15 protein-coding genes are annotated in these 14021 nt (G+C 47.0%); 11 read left to right on the top strand and 4 right to left on the bottom strand.

Annotated elements, in window-relative coordinates; all coding sequences use genetic code 11:
- Window positions 1-48 precede the first annotated feature (48 nt).
- On the bottom strand, window positions 49-597 hold the full coding sequence (locus AC1DOV_RS31635) for a C40 family peptidase (protein WP_076270982.1): 549 nt from the start codon (window positions 595-597) through the stop codon (window positions 49-51).
- 262 nt (window positions 598-859) lie between these two features.
- Here AC1DOV_RS31635 and AC1DOV_RS31630 point away from each other — a divergent pair, with 262 nt between their 5' ends.
- The 6 genes from AC1DOV_RS31630 (at window position 860) to AC1DOV_RS31605 (ending at window position 4913) form a co-directional block, all read left to right on the top strand.
- Window positions 860-1156, top strand: a complete 297-nt coding sequence (locus AC1DOV_RS31630) for a LiaF transmembrane domain-containing protein (protein WP_076271055.1) — start codon at window positions 860-862, stop codon at window positions 1154-1156.
- A 75-nt stretch (window positions 1157-1231) separates the two neighbouring features.
- Window positions 1232-1918, top strand: a complete 687-nt coding sequence (locus tag AC1DOV_RS31625; protein ID WP_441879403.1) for a PspA/IM30 family protein — start codon at window positions 1232-1234, stop codon at window positions 1916-1918.
- The gene (locus AC1DOV_RS31620) at window positions 1906-2385 is read left to right on the top strand and encodes a PspC domain-containing protein (RefSeq protein ID WP_477551936.1); all 480 of its coding nucleotides are present in this window, start codon (window positions 1906-1908) and stop codon (window positions 2383-2385) included. The genes AC1DOV_RS31625 and AC1DOV_RS31620 overlap by 13 nt, the downstream gene beginning before the upstream one ends.
- Window position 2386: 1 nt before the next feature.
- Window positions 2387-3094, top strand: a complete 708-nt coding sequence (locus AC1DOV_RS31615) for a PspA/IM30 family protein (RefSeq protein WP_076270985.1) — start codon at window positions 2387-2389, stop codon at window positions 3092-3094.
- A gap of 101 nt (window positions 3095-3195) precedes the next feature.
- Window positions 3196-4182, top strand: a complete 987-nt coding sequence (locus AC1DOV_RS31610; RefSeq protein WP_076270986.1) for a sensor histidine kinase — start codon at window positions 3196-3198, stop codon at window positions 4180-4182.
- A gap of 80 nt (window positions 4183-4262) precedes the next feature.
- Window positions 4263-4913 carry a response regulator gene (locus AC1DOV_RS31605; RefSeq protein ID WP_477551941.1) on the top strand — a complete coding sequence of 217 codons (651 nt, stop codon included), beginning with the start codon at window positions 4263-4265 and terminating at the stop codon, window positions 4911-4913.
- Between the two features lie 8 nt (window positions 4914-4921).
- Here AC1DOV_RS31605 and mobB read toward each other — a convergent pair whose 3' ends face one another.
- Window positions 4922-5422, bottom strand: a complete 501-nt coding sequence (gene mobB / locus AC1DOV_RS31600) for a molybdopterin-guanine dinucleotide biosynthesis protein B (RefSeq protein WP_441879397.1) — start codon at window positions 5420-5422, stop codon at window positions 4922-4924.
- A gap of 121 nt (window positions 5423-5543) precedes the next feature.
- On the opposite strand from mobB, the gene AC1DOV_RS31595 reads away from it, so the two are divergent.
- Window positions 5544-7007 carry a molybdopterin molybdotransferase MoeA gene (locus AC1DOV_RS31595; RefSeq protein ID WP_477551935.1) on the top strand — a complete coding sequence of 488 codons (1464 nt, stop codon included), beginning with the start codon at window positions 5544-5546 and terminating at the stop codon, window positions 7005-7007.
- Between the two features lie 135 nt (window positions 7008-7142).
- On the opposite strand, the gene AC1DOV_RS31590 is transcribed toward AC1DOV_RS31595, so the two are convergent.
- Together AC1DOV_RS31590 and AC1DOV_RS31585 are read right to left on the bottom strand one after the other, a co-directional pair.
- Entirely contained in the window at window positions 7143-7919 is a 777-nt protein-coding gene (locus AC1DOV_RS31590) for a hypothetical protein (protein ID WP_477551934.1), read from the bottom strand.
- 139 nt (window positions 7920-8058) lie between these two features.
- Complete coding sequence (locus AC1DOV_RS31585; RefSeq protein ID WP_477551933.1) at window positions 8059-8427, bottom strand: hypothetical protein; 369 nt, start codon at window positions 8425-8427, stop codon at window positions 8059-8061.
- 180 nt (window positions 8428-8607) lie between these two features.
- Here AC1DOV_RS31585 and AC1DOV_RS31580 point away from each other — a divergent pair, with 180 nt between their 5' ends.
- The 4 genes from AC1DOV_RS31580 (at window position 8608) to AC1DOV_RS31565 (ending at window position 13997) form a co-directional block, all read left to right on the top strand.
- Window positions 8608-9447: a YwmB family TATA-box binding protein gene (locus AC1DOV_RS31580; RefSeq protein WP_477551932.1), complete on the top strand. Its 840-nt coding sequence runs from the start codon at window positions 8608-8610 to the stop codon at window positions 9445-9447.
- A gap of 140 nt (window positions 9448-9587) precedes the next feature.
- Window positions 9588-11144, top strand: coding sequence for a glucose-6-phosphate dehydrogenase (gene zwf, locus AC1DOV_RS31575; protein ID WP_477551931.1), 1557 nt, complete (start codon window positions 9588-9590; stop codon window positions 11142-11144).
- Between the two features lie 39 nt (window positions 11145-11183).
- Window positions 11184-12770 (top strand): peptide chain release factor 3, encoded by a 1587-nt coding sequence (locus tag AC1DOV_RS31570; protein ID WP_477551930.1) that lies wholly within the window; start codon window positions 11184-11186, stop codon window positions 12768-12770.
- Between the two features lie 159 nt (window positions 12771-12929).
- Window positions 12930-13997, top strand: a complete 1068-nt coding sequence (locus tag AC1DOV_RS31565; protein WP_477551929.1) for an undecaprenyldiphospho-muramoylpentapeptide beta-N-acetylglucosaminyltransferase — start codon at window positions 12930-12932, stop codon at window positions 13995-13997.
- Window positions 13998-14021: the final 24 nt, after the last annotated feature.

Genomic DNA, 14021 nt, shown 5'->3' with positions numbered 1-14021 from the left:
CATGCGCTTTCGTTGCTGGACCGGCACTTTTTAATGATAAGAAAACGGCTAGAGAGCGCTTCCGCCAAAAACAAAACGGTACTCCCAATGCGTATTGTCGATGTTGTCGATTCGTACACCGCCGCTTTCCTTAGAATAAGTATCCAGCATTTTTCCGTTGCCTAAATAAACGCCTACATGAGTAATCGTTTGTTTTGACTTCGTTAAACGCGAATAACCTGCCGTACTGCTTCCGTGATAGGACATAAAGAACATGAGGTCACCGCGCTTTAGGTTTTTCCAGTCTGTTTGAATCGCTGAATTTTTCTTAATATAAGCTGCTTGCAGAGCAGAGGTAGAAGGAAGCGTTACGCCCGCTGCTTTTTCAAATATGTGTTTGGTGAAATCTGAACAATCAAATGTTTTCGTTGTGCTTCGATCAGAGCCGAACTCATAGGGTGTCCCTAAGTATTTCATTCCTGTTGCAATTATTTTCTCCACCGATGATGATGCTGCATAGACATGTCCATTTGTTTGGAAAGGAATGGTCCCAGTATTTAATAATACGGTAGTCAAAAAGCCAGCTACAATGAGTTTCTTAATGGAATAGTTTTTCATTGGCAGCGTATACACCTCCTGTGTGATAATAACGTAACACAGGGATATTAGTAGTTTAAGCTGTAAAATATGGGTATTAACCCGCATTTGACCCTAGAGGCGGGCTGCCCACTCGACCTAAGTCTAGTGAGAAAACCGCCGAAAGTCCGTTTTATAAAAGGAGAAATTGATCTAAACTAAGTACATAAGCAAGAGCAACACACGTAAGGCAAGAAAAGAAAAATGAATAAATTCTAATAGTCGAAAGGAGTTGGAAATGGAGATGAATGGAAAAAGCGCTTTGGGCGTGTTGCTTGTCATCGTCGGCAGTATCGCGGTACTTAATTTTGTCGGAGTTCATTTTGGTGCAATATTCGGATTTTTGCTCCCGTTCATACTAATCGGATTGGGGGTTGTCGGTTGGTCGAACAATAAGAAATGGATTGGCGGAATACTTATTGCAATCGGCGGCATGATGATTTTCGGTAAACTCGGCGGTATCATCTTACTGCTTCTAGCAATCGGCTTAATCGTTGCTGGTGTGAGCCTCTTTAAGAAAGACAAACGCAGAGCATTCTAGTTGCTGCGAATCATTATAAAATGTAAAGATAGATGAAGCTGGTTTTGCACCGCAAAACGTTAAGGAGGACATTGAATGAGCATTATGAAGCGAGTTCGCGACATTACTGTCGCTACATTAAATGAACGGCTTGAGAAATCAGAGGATCCAGTACGGTTGATTGATCAATTCCTCTGGTCGACAAGAGAAGATATTATCCAAGCTGAGAAGTTGTATCAGCAGTATGCAGGACATAGCAATCACCTGAAAGCACAATGGCTGCAAGCTGAAGAGCAAAAGGAACGCCGTGAGAATCAAGCGTTGACAGCTCTGAAGGCTGGCGAGGAGCAAATGGCAAGAATCGCATTGCATGAGAAAGCTAGCTGCGAAGAGCGTTCAATTCAATACCGTGAGCTGTTCGAGCAAAGCCGTCAAAACACGCTTGATCTTGAAGAACAGCTGCGCGAGATGCGCAGCGAATACCAATCGGTATATGACAAGCGTGAATATTATGCAGCTCGTATGGAATCACTAAGGCTTCAACAACGAATGAACGCTCGATATACGAGCGGCTTCGGTGATCAAGGCATTCAATCGGGTTCAGTGTTTAGAAAGCTGGAGGATCGTATAAGCGGCATGGAGCATGAAGCAAAGAGTCTTCGCGACATTCGCAAAATGGGTCAAGAATTCGTATCCGAAGCGGGCAATACATTGCAAACGGTTATTGAACGAGAGCTTGAGCAGCTGAAACGTAAGCTTGAGAAAGAGGGATGGTCGTCTTGAAAAAACTGTATCGATCTTCTCGAGACAAAAAATTATTCGGTCTTTGCGGTGGATTAGCAGAAATGTTGAATGTGGATGCGACGCTGCTGCGGATTCTACTTATAGTCGTTACGATCTTCACAAGCGGAGCTGTTATTCTGATCTATATTATTGCAGGCTTGGTTGTTCCTAAAGAACCGCCAGTCTACTCCGGCTTTGGTCCAAACGGCTTTGGTAACGGAAACGGAAACGGTTATGGCGGAGGTTATAACCCTGGATTCGATCAACATACAAATTCGCCTTTCGGCGGTCCTTACAAAAACCCGCCGCAAGCGCCAGGCTCTTGGAGTGCACCGGCACCTTCATCCCAGCCTACAACTCAGTCACAGTTCGATAGCATGATGGATGATTTGGAGAAAAAAGCACTACGTCGTGAAATTGAAGAATTGAAAGCCAAAATTGCTAAATACGAGAAGGGGGATTTTTAATATGGGAATTTTCAAACGCATGAAAGACATGACTAAGGCATCGGTAAATGAGGCATTGGACAAAATTGAAGATCCGATTATTATGTTGAATCAATACTTGCGTGACATGGAATCTGAAATTCATCAAGCTGAAGTAACAGTAGCTAAACAAATGGCGAATGAGCGCCGGATGAAGCAGCGCTTGGAAGAAACAGTACGCAGCGCGGCAGATCGTGAATCAAAAGCAGAAGCGGCTCTAAGAGCTGGACAAGAAGAACATACGCGCAAGCTGCTTGAAGAGAAGCTTTATTTTGACCAAAAGGTAACAGAATATACTGATTTGCACGCACAATCGAAGACTCAGGCTGAGGAATTGATGCAACAGCTGCACGCAATGAAAGAAGAGTTCTACCAGCTTCGCAACAAGCGCAATGAGCTTGCTTCCCGTGCACAAGTAGCAAAAGCTCAAAAGCAAATGGCGCAATTGACTACAAACAACACGATTGATAGCGGTTCGGCATCACGCGGCTTCTACCGGATGGAAGAGAAAATTATGCAGCTAGAGGCTGAAGCAGATGTATTGCGCACGCCTTACTCCTATAACAGCTCTTCGAACAGCTTTAATGCAGCAGATGCTGAGAAAAAAAATAAAGTGGATGAGCAGCTGCAAGCACTCAAAAACAAGCTAAACCCAACAACTTCATTAACAAAGGCTCCGACTGAAGAATAAGACTATAGGCTATGAAGGAAGCGGACCGTTTTGCGGTCTGCTCTTTCATATGTTTTTTGCTTCATCGTGGTTAAAATAGCGAAGAGAAGGAAGTGAGCCGTATGGAGCAAGGCAATAAGAGCGACCATTCGAATCATGCGGCCCGCAAGCGTCTGGTAACGGAAACGATATTGTGGCTGCTGATCATTGTCAGCTTGGTTGTTATCATATTGCAAGGAATCGGTTATGTTGATCTCTTCACGCTTCAAGGGAAATGGGCAATTATCGGACTAGCTTTCGTTGGCGCAGGTTTAGCGGCTGCTACATTAAACGGTTATTTGCAAAACTCCAAGCTAAAGGAATCGCTGAAGCGGCTGACCGAGCAGCAAAAAAAACGTCGATTTACAGTTACGCTAAGCAATGGGGAGACGACGGAAAACGAAATTTCAGAACAAGAGCAGGTTGATCCTAACTGGGCGAAGAAGGTCAAGTTCACCGCAGTAATCGAAGAGCGCCAGCGGCTTGCGCGCGAGCTGCATGATGCAGTAAGCCAGCAGTTATTCGCCATATCGATGACAGCGACTGCTGTTAGTCGAACGATTGAGCGAGATTGGGAGCGAGCCAAACGTCAGGTACAGCTTATTGAGGAAATGGCTGCCGTTGCTCAATCAGAAATGCGTGCGTTGCTGCTACATCTTCGGCCCGTCCACTTGGACGGAAAAAATCTGGGGCAGGCGCTTACTGTTCTAGTGGATGAGCTGAAGCAGAAAGTACCGATGAAGATTACACTTGAGGTTGATGATACGATCCTGCTTCCTCCTAATGCTGAGGATCATTTATTCCGCATCGCTCAGGAGGCATTATCGAATACGCTCAGGCATTCGAAAGCGGAAAGCATGGATATCAAATTGCTTCAATTCGGCAATCAAGTACACATGAGTCTGAAGGATAGCGGCGTTGGATTCGATCTTGAGGCGAAGAAGCAAACGTCCTATGGCTTACTAACTATGGAAGAGCGGGTAATTGAAATTGGCGGCTCCTTGCAGATGATTTCAAGACCTGGCGAGGGAACTGTCATTGAAATTTGGGTGCCCACTGATGTTTCATAAGAGAATGTAATATAATTAGAGATAATGATGAGCTTTACGAAAAAATGAGGGCGGTGTAAGGTGTGGAAGCAACCCAGCAATTGAGTCGGCCTATAAAGGTTCTGCTTGTAGATGATCATGAGATGGTGCGCATCGGACTTGCAGCGGTGCTTGATACCGAGGATGGAATTGAGGTTGTCGGTGAAGCGAGCAACGGCTTGGACGGCATTCGATTAGCACAGGCATACAGACCGGACGTTGTACTTATGGATTTAGTTATGGATGGCATGGATGGTGTCGAGACGACAGCAAAACTGCTCGAGCTGTACCCGGAATGCAAGGTAATTGTATTGACGAGCTATTTGGATGATAGCAAGCTCTACCCTGTTATTGAAGCAGGCGCATTCAGTTATTTGCTGAAGACCTCGCGAGCGACCGAGATCGCGGATGCGATAAGGGCCGCTGCTCGCGGACAATCGGTACTGGAGTCGCAGGTAGCAGCTAAAATGATGAATCGCTTCCGGCAGCCAAAGCAGCAGGAGCAAGCTCCGCTGCATGATGAGCTGACTGAGCGCGAGATGGATGTATTGAAGCGGGTTGCACAGGGACGCTCCAATCAAGAAATTGCCGACGAGCTGTTTATAGGTGTGAAAACAGTGAAGTTTCATATTACTAATATTTTTAATAAGCTTGATGTGGATGATCGCACGCAAGCAGCCATTTATGCACATAGACAAGGAATTGCCGAATAAGTGTAGAGCTATGGCTTAGCGGATATCGATAATACTTTTTGGTATAGCTGCTCGATATCATCTACATCGATTACTGGGATGGACGGGTGAACTATTGTTCCAGAGCTGGCATTACCCCAAGCCGCGGCTGCAAGAGGGTTTGAAACACTGTGGAACAGCTCGGAATCTACCGCTGTTCGGATCATAATGATTTTTGGGTATGAGGCATCTTTGAAACCTTCGATAAGAATAACGTCGGCCTCGGTCATTTGTGAAATTAACAGCTGAAGCGGTTCAGCATGCTGTTTCATAATTGCTGTACGCTTTGAGGATGTGATAGCTGTTATATCAGCCCCTGCTTCTTGATGCCTCCATGTATCCGTTCCTGGTGTATCGATCTGAAAATCATGCGCGTCGCGTTTGATTGTCCCAACTTTATATCCTGCTTGTTTGAAGCGTTCTGTTAGCCGGCAAACCAATGTGGTTTTGCCGGTATTTTTGTATCCAACGATTTGAACGATTAATGGCATGGGCTTCTCCTTCATGGCGCTTGATGACCGTAATTGCCAATAGTTTAACATACATTGTAAAATGGATGCTGAACAAGCTGCCGAAGGTTACGTAAGGCGGCGAGATGAGCGGAGGTTGAATATGACTGAGAGTGGCGAGGCGAGCGGAAGTATGGATATGGTTGATCGTGGTGAGGTGAGCGGGAGTAGAGATATGGCTAATCGCGGTGAGGCGAGTGAGGGCATGGATAAGGCTGATCGCGGTGAGACGAATGAGGGCATCGATAAGGCTGATCGCGGTGAGGCGAGTGGGAGGAAACAGATGAGCCGGTTCAAACGGCAGGCTGTGAAGGTGGAAGAAGCGCAGCAGCGGCTGCTTGCTGCTGCGGATGGGCTAGCCCTCGGCAGCGAGCTTGTGCCGCTGCGGGCTAGCGGCGGCCGATGGCTTGCGCAGACGATAGCTGCGACAAGCGACTGGCCGCCCTTCGCGCGCTCGGGCCTCGACGGCTACGCCGTGCGCGCGGCAGATATCGCGTCAGCGTCGCCAGGTAAGCCGGCGACGCTGCGCGTGGTTGATTCGGTTGCAGCGGGCGAGCTCGCCCTTGCGACCGTGCAGAAGGGCACTGCCGTGCGCATCATGACTGGCGCGGCTGTGCCTATGGGGGCTGACGCGGTCGTCATGCTTGAGCAGACCGCGGAAGCGATGCTGGCCGATGGCTCGCCGGCGGTGCTGATTAAGCACGCCGGCGCGGCAGGCCAGCACATTGCGCCCCAAGGCGAGGAGTTTCGCCTTGGGGGCGTTTTGGCTTGTCCCGGAACGCTTGTGCGACCGGGACATGTTGCGCTGCTAGCCACCTTCGGCTATGCCGAGGTGGCGGTTGGCAAGCGCCCGCGCGTAGCGATATTTGCGACCGGCAGCGAGTTGCTGGCGGTCGAGGCTCCGCTGGCGGCGGGGCAGATCCGCGACAGCAACAGCTTTATGGTCGCTGCTATGGTGGAGCAGAGCGGCGGAGTAGCGGTTATGTGCGGATCATTGGAAGACAAGCCTGATGCTGTTGAGGCTGCTTTGGCGAGTGTATGGGATGATGTTGATTTGATTGTCACAACAGGCGGTGTATCTGTAGGGGACTTTGATGTCATGTCAGACATCATAAGGTCGATAAAGAACAATAGTGTATCTGGCAGCGAAGATGCAAGCCGAGTGTTCTTCGACAAAGTTGCGATGAGACCGGGCAGTCCAACGTCAGCGGCAATGCTCAACGGCAAGCTGCTGCTCGCCTTGTCGGGCAATCCCGGTGCTTGTTTTGTCGGATTTGAATTATTCGTTCGTCCGGTGCTGCTGCGATTGCAGGGAGCAAGTGAAGCATTGCCTCGTAAAGTAAAAGCAAAACTGCGGACAGCTGTGAATAAGCCAAGTCCCCATGATCGTTTTGTGCGCACAACACTCATCAGCACGGAAGATGGAAGCTTGCATGCTGACCCGCTAGCCTATTCCAAATCGAGTATGATGGCTTCCATTGCGGATGCAGAAGGATTAGCAATCATTCCGTCAGGCTCGAGAGGAGCGGAAGCGGGTGATATAATTGAGGTCGTTCTCATCCCTTAACATGGAATTTAGTGAAAATAAAGGTTTTTATTATATAAAACGGGAGGATATACTCGGTACGGAGCCGAATATATCACTTACATAGAGTGACAAGAAGCAGCTTTGCGAACGTGGCATGCCCTTTCGGATTTAACTTTAAAGGAACCGATTCAAGACTAATCCAACATATGGAATTGGTGAGTAGGTTTGCATAGAACTGTAGTAAGCAGCGTAAGGAAGGGTTGATGTAAGAGGTGACTGGAGCAGATCAACGGCCTTATGCTGCTCGGCATAGGTAAGTGCATATTTTATGCCAGTAAGCATCCCTTCTGATCCAAGCATTAGCCTCTGCATACGGCTGGAAGAGTACGACAGCTTTTGTTTTTGCTCCATATGGATGGAAGTTGGCAGCAAACTCTTGCTGATTTCGTTCTGAACAGAAATAAGGCTAGCTGTTCGATCTCTATTTTCTGAAGAAATGGTATAGGTAGAATCCGTAATCCACTTGCCGTCTGTTGTACTGCGTCGCAGTCCGATCTCCTCTGCTGCGGGATGCCTCAAAGCCAGCTCAATACTTTCCCACAGCTCTGGTTTCAAATCATCAGCATGTGCTCTGTAATGATCCTCCAACTGATTGAGCATCGCAGTAAGTCGATGCAAACTGCCTGCAATTGGCTTGTCCGTGTACAATTCGTTACTTAATTGCTTGTTTATCTGCTCGATGTCGTACTGCGCTTGTTTAGCCTTATTAAGCCAAGAAGCAGCACTGTTAGCAGCTTGCTGGAAATCGCGCGTTAAGCTCTTGTTATATTCTGGGGCTTGCTGAGCTTCGCCATCCCGATAAGGATAATAAGCATAAGGGCTAATGGCTTGTACGGTGGAGTATGCATAGGATCGTTCAATGCCTCGAATGGAACGTATCGATGTGCTCATTAGAAAACTCCTTTCTCACTCCATTGGTATATGTTGTGTCAGCGTACTATACGGTGATTAAAAAAACTGGCGAAAGCTGTCAGCAGCATCAATAAAATAAATAAGCGGCGCATCTCCGCTGAGCTCGCCGCTTTGCCATTTACAGCAATAGAAACAAGAATGCGATTGAAGCCAAATCAAGAGCGAGCGCGTCGCCCCATTGATAATAAGGCCGTTCTCCATAATAGTAAGGATCATAAGGGTAAGCTTGCGTTTGAACTTGCGTTGAAGCGGATTTATGAGCCATCTCTTTTTTACCTTTACCGCCTTTTTTGTTTTTTGAAACTTGCGGCTTTGCATTTGCGGTCGCGGCTTCCGTTTCGCCGGAGCCTGCGTTTAAATGCAATCTGCCGCTTTCGCAGGAGCTAAGTATGCCAAAGTGGCGCATGCCGTCATCCATAATCACACATACTGGATACCCGCAAAAACGACTGACGACTTCTTCGTGCAATGGATAAATGCGTTCCATTTGCTGATGACACCTCCAAAGTGTAATTGGAATAAGCGCTTGAGCGTGTTGTATTGGCATTTTGCTATGAGAGGCTAGACTCAAAGCATTTATTCCAGCATTCCTGCAACCAGTGTATTCACCTACAGGCAAACGTGTATGGATGTTTACCCATTTGGAAGAGGACAGGAGTGAATAATAATGTATATTCCGAAAAACACACCTCCCGCTCGCCACCGTATGTCAGCAAAGCAGCGAGCCAAACAAACGAAGGTTGGAATCATGCTAGCGATGCTTGTGATTTTGATATGTGCAGCATGGGCGATGTGGCAGGCCGACAGGGAACCGAAGGAAGCAACTTCAGCGGAACAGCTTCTTCAGCATGATTTGGGAGAGCTGTGGTTATGGAGCGACGACCAAATGAAAAGCAGCTCTGAGGGAGCGCAGTGGTCGATTCGATGGAATGTAACGGGCAAGGAAGGAGCCATGGAGGAGCTTACTCAGCAAATGTTTTCACAGGAACCGGGAAAAGCTAGCAGCATACTGGTACAGAACCAGAATGAGGGCAAAACAGTCACTGGCGTTATCCCGTCATACGGCGGACAAGTTTCAATTAGTCTCACGCAGATCGACAGCAATGGCGAGCAGCTTATGGTTATATTAGAAACTAACCCAACAGAAATGACCAAAAAAAATAAGCTGCTGCAAGTGACAGCAGAAGTTTCCGCACAGATCGCACGTATTTCCCCTGCGTTTACGACGAGTATGAAAGTACAAGGTTATACGAAAAATAGTCAAGCCATTCAGCGTTTGGTTAGGCTGACAGATGCCAAAGCAGTGGATCATTATGAAGATAAAGGCACGACAAGCGACATGTTTTATACCCGAAAGCTGCATTCAGCCATCACCGTTGAAAATGGGAAAACAGCCAATCTTCAAATCGCTTTGCATAAAGAGACAAATTCAGATCAAACGGCATTGACGATCGGTGTGCCTGTCATTACGGGTGAATACAGTGCCAATGCGACGGCGAGCCCATAGATGGGTATACTTTGATTAGAATTAGTAACGGATCTTATCAGTATTTTTTATGACATGTTGAATAGCGAATTAAAGTTGAATATGCTAAACTACATATCATGTAAAGTTGTATAAAAATACATAGGGAAAGAATGAGGCAAATGACATATAATAATAATCTTGAATCCGTCTCTGCAGAAGGTGCTGTATATTACCTCTTCGGAGCAACGGGCGATTTGGCTCGGCGCAAGCTGTTTCCAGCCCTTTTCAGTTTATATAAAGAAGGCAAGCTTACGGAAAACTTTGCCGTCGTTGGTCTAGCAAGACGTCCTCGTACGAATGAACAATTTCGTGCTGACCTTTATGAATCTATTGTAGAGTTTTGTCGTTACAAAGCGGACGATGCTGAGCTTTGGAATCGTTTTGCAGAACATTTCGTATATATGTCACTCGATATTAACGATGTAGAAGGCTTCCGCGAGCTTAGCAAATTGTCTGAGCAGCTTGACGTGAAGTTCAACATTCCCGGCAACCGTCTTTTTTACTTGGCCCTTGCGCCTTCACTTTTCGGTCCGGTATCATTCAATTTGCGCGACGGCGGATTGCTTGAATCAAACGGTTGGCATCGCGTCGTAATCGAGAAGCCATTTGGCTACGATCTTCCATCGGCTCAGAAGCTGAATGAGCAGATTAACCAAGTGTTTAAGGAAGAAGAAATATACCGTATCGATCACTATCTAGGCAAGGAAATGGTTCAAAACATTCAAGTTATTCGTTTTGCTAATGCTTTTTTTGAGCCTTTGTGGAATAATAACCATATTGCCAATGTTCAAATTACATTATCCGAAACGGTTGGCGTTGAGGAACGCGGAGGCTATTACGACAAATCGGGAGCTTTGCGCGACATGGGTCAGAACCATATGCTGCAAATGCTTACGATGATTGCTATGGAGCCGCCAAGCCGCTTGCACGGAGAAGATATTCGTGACGAGAAGGTGAAGGTGCTTCGTTCACTGCGTAATTATACGTCCAGTGATGAGGTTCGCTCGCACGTCGTACGCGGGCAATACAGCGAAGGCAGCCATCATGGCAAAGAACTTACGGGTTACCGCCAAGAGGATTCTGTTGGCGAGGACTCCACGACTGAAACTTATTTTGCTGCCAAAGTATTAGTGGACAACTTCCGCTGGGCTGGCGTGCCTTTCTATATTAGAACGGGCAAACGTCTACCTGTAAAAACAACGGAGGTCGTCATCGAGTTTAAATCGATGCCGCAAAATGTTCTATTTGCCCAGCGTCATGATTTGGCGCCGAATTTGCTCGTTATTCGCGTAAACCCGCTTGAGGGCATATATATTAAAGTAAACGCAAAGACACCTGGTCAAAACAATTCGGTACAGCCAGTTGCCATGGAGTTCTGCCAAAGCTGCCAAATCGGCTTAAATACGCCTGAAGCGTACGAACGCCTCATTCATGATGCGGCACGCGGCGACTCCACTTACTTCACGCGCTGGGATGAAGTATCCCAAGCTTGGGCTTTCGTGGATCGTATTGCACAAGCTTGGCGTGAAGAGAAAAGTGATTTGAAGCTGTATCCAGCGGGATCATGGGGTCCAGAAGCTGCGGATGAAATGCTAAAAGAAGATGGTTTCCATTGGTGGCCGGTTAACGGACAAGAGGAAGATAACGTCATTTGGGTTTCGAACAGCGGAAAATAATCGCTGCCGCATACCTTACGTAATGAAGGGAAGACAAGCATGAGCCAATCGTTAAGTGAAGAAATTAAACAGGAAGTAGATAAGCGCCGCACATTCGCGATTATCTCTCACCCGGATGCAGGAAAAACGACCCTCACTGAGAAGCTCCTCCTATTCGGAGGAGCCATTCGGCTTGCAGGGTCAGTTAAGGCGCGCAAAGCGAGCCGTCATGCAACATCCGACTGGATGGAAATTGAGAAGCAGCGTGGTATCTCGGTAACGTCCAGCGTAATGCAGTTCGATTATTTGGGACATCGCGTTAACATTCTTGATACGCCTGGTCACCAAGATTTCAGTGAGGACACATATCGTACGCTTACCGCAGCCGACAGCGCCGTCATGCTTATTGACGTTGCCAAAGGTGTCGAGGCACAAACGATCAAGCTGTTCCAGGTTTGCCGCAAACGCGGCATTCCGATTTTCACTTTTATTAACAAGCTGGACCGTGAAGGTCAAAGTCCGTTTGAATTAATGGAGGAGCTTGAGCGTGTCTTGGGCATTCGCGCTGTTCCAATGAACTGGCCAATTGGCATGGGACGTGAGCTTTGCGGTGTTTATGACCGAATGAAAACACAGGTCGAGCTTTTCCAAGGAAATGACCACTCGACAATCGAGGTTCGTCCCGTTAGCGATTATAATGATCCTGTTATTCGTGAGATGGCTGGAGATTATTTAACAGATCAGCTTATTGGTGATCTTGAGCTGCTGGATGTCGCTGGTGATCAATTTGATTTTGAGAAAGTGCAAGCGGGTGAATTGACGCCTCTTTTCTTCGGAAGCGCGGTTAATAACTTTGGCGTGCAAACTTTTCTAGAAAACTTCCTTCAGCTGGCTCCTAAGCCGACGTCGCGCAACAGCACGACAGGTCAGGTTGATCCGACGAATGAGAAATTTACGGGATATGTTTTCAAAATTCAAGCGAATATGAACCCGGCCCATCGTGACCGAATTGCTTTTCTTCGGATTTGCTCCGGCAAATTTGAGCGCGGAATGAGCGTTCGTCATGTGCGTAATGGCAAGGACATTAAGCTTGCGCAGCCGCAGCAGTTTCTAGCGCAAGACCGTGATATCGTGGATACGGCGTATCCGGGCGATATTATCGGTTTGTTTGATCCAGGCATTTTCCGAATAGGCGATTCATTATCACAAGGCGGCGAAGTTGTGTTCGATGAGCTTCCAACGTTCTCGCCTGAAATTTTTGCTAAAGTAACCGTTAAAAATGCGTTGAAGCACAAGCAGTACCAAAAAGGCATTGATCAGCTTACGGAGGAAGGCACGATTCAAGTGTTCCACTCCACAGGCAACTTCGACGAGACGATTCTCGGCGTTGTTGGTCACTTGCAATTTGAGGTATTTGAGCATCGAATGAAAGCGGAGTACGGCGTAGATATTCAATTGCACCGGATGCAGTTCCAATTTGCCCGCTGGATCGTTGATGATAATATTGACCCTAGCAAATTCCGAATCAATACGACGCTCGTAAAGGACAAGAAGGGCAACTTTGTCGTCTTGTTCGAGAACGAATATGCGATGCGTACGGCAGTAGACAAGAATCCAACGTCTAAGTTTCTGGAAACTGCGCCTTAAGGGTAGGGATATAGGCACGTTTAAAGCATCCTCGGCCAATCGCGCAGCAGCGCTTGCGGCTGGGGATGCTTTTTATATCCATCTCCTTGAATTTCAGTGCTAAAACGAATCTTTACCCGTATAATAATTGGATAAAAAACGATAGGTGGCTAGTCATTCATGAAAACAATCATGTTCACCGGGGGAGGCTCAGCCGGACACGTTACCGTTAATATGGCCTTGATCCCGCATTTTTTGGAAGAGGGCTGGTCAGTCCAATATATCGGATCGGAGAGCGGTATTGAAAGGCAGCTTATCGCAACGATTCCAGAGGTTAAGTATTTTCCGATATCGACGGGAAAGCTGAGAAGGTACATGGATATTCAGAACATTAAGGACCCGTTCAAGGTAGTAAAAGGCCTTTATCAAGCTTATCGCCTCATTAAGCAAAATAAACCGAACGTCATCTTCTCCAAAGGCGGATTTGTATCCGTACCTGTCGTTATTGGCGCATGGCTAAACAAGGTGCCGCTGCTTATTCATGAATCCGATCTGACGCCAGGTCTCGCCAATCGGTTATCGATCCCTTTTGCTACAGGGGTATGTACGACTTTTCCTGAAACAGGCAGCATGCTGAAGGCTGATAAAAGCAGGCATGTAGGGGCAGTTATACGTGAGGAAGTGAAGCAGGGCAACGCGGATAGAGGCAGAACCTTTTGCGGATTTACCAAAAACAAGCCTGTCATCTTAATTATGGGTGGAAGCTTGGGTGCACGCAAAATTAATCAGGCGGTCAGACAGTCATTAACAAGCCTTACCAAAAGCTTTCAAATCGTTCATCTCTGCGGTAAAAATCAAGTTGACCCGTCGCTTGCTATGCCTGGCTATAAGCAATTCGAATTTGTGAATGAGCAATTACCGGATGTTTTGGCGATGACGGACCTTGTGATTTCACGAGCAGGCTCTAATTCCATTTTTGAATTTTTATCCTTAAAGAAGCCGATGCTGCTTATTCCTCTAACAAGGGAACAGAGCCGAGGCGATCAAATTTTGAATGCCCAGTCTTTTGAGAAATCGGGTTATGCCGACGTATTGTATGAAGAGAAGCTGACGGCAAGCACGCTTGTTGAGAGTGTCGAGCGTTTGTACCAAAACCGTAAATCCTATATCGATAGGATGAACTTGAGCGAGGAAGCAAATGCGCTGTCCGCTGTTTTTGAATGGATTAATGAAATAGCGAAGAAGTAGGTAACTATAAGAGACAACGAGAAA

The sequence above is a fragment of the Paenibacillus sp. 01T47 genome (assembly GCF_056398245.1).
This window is presented reverse-complemented; position numbering and strand designations above follow the sequence as displayed.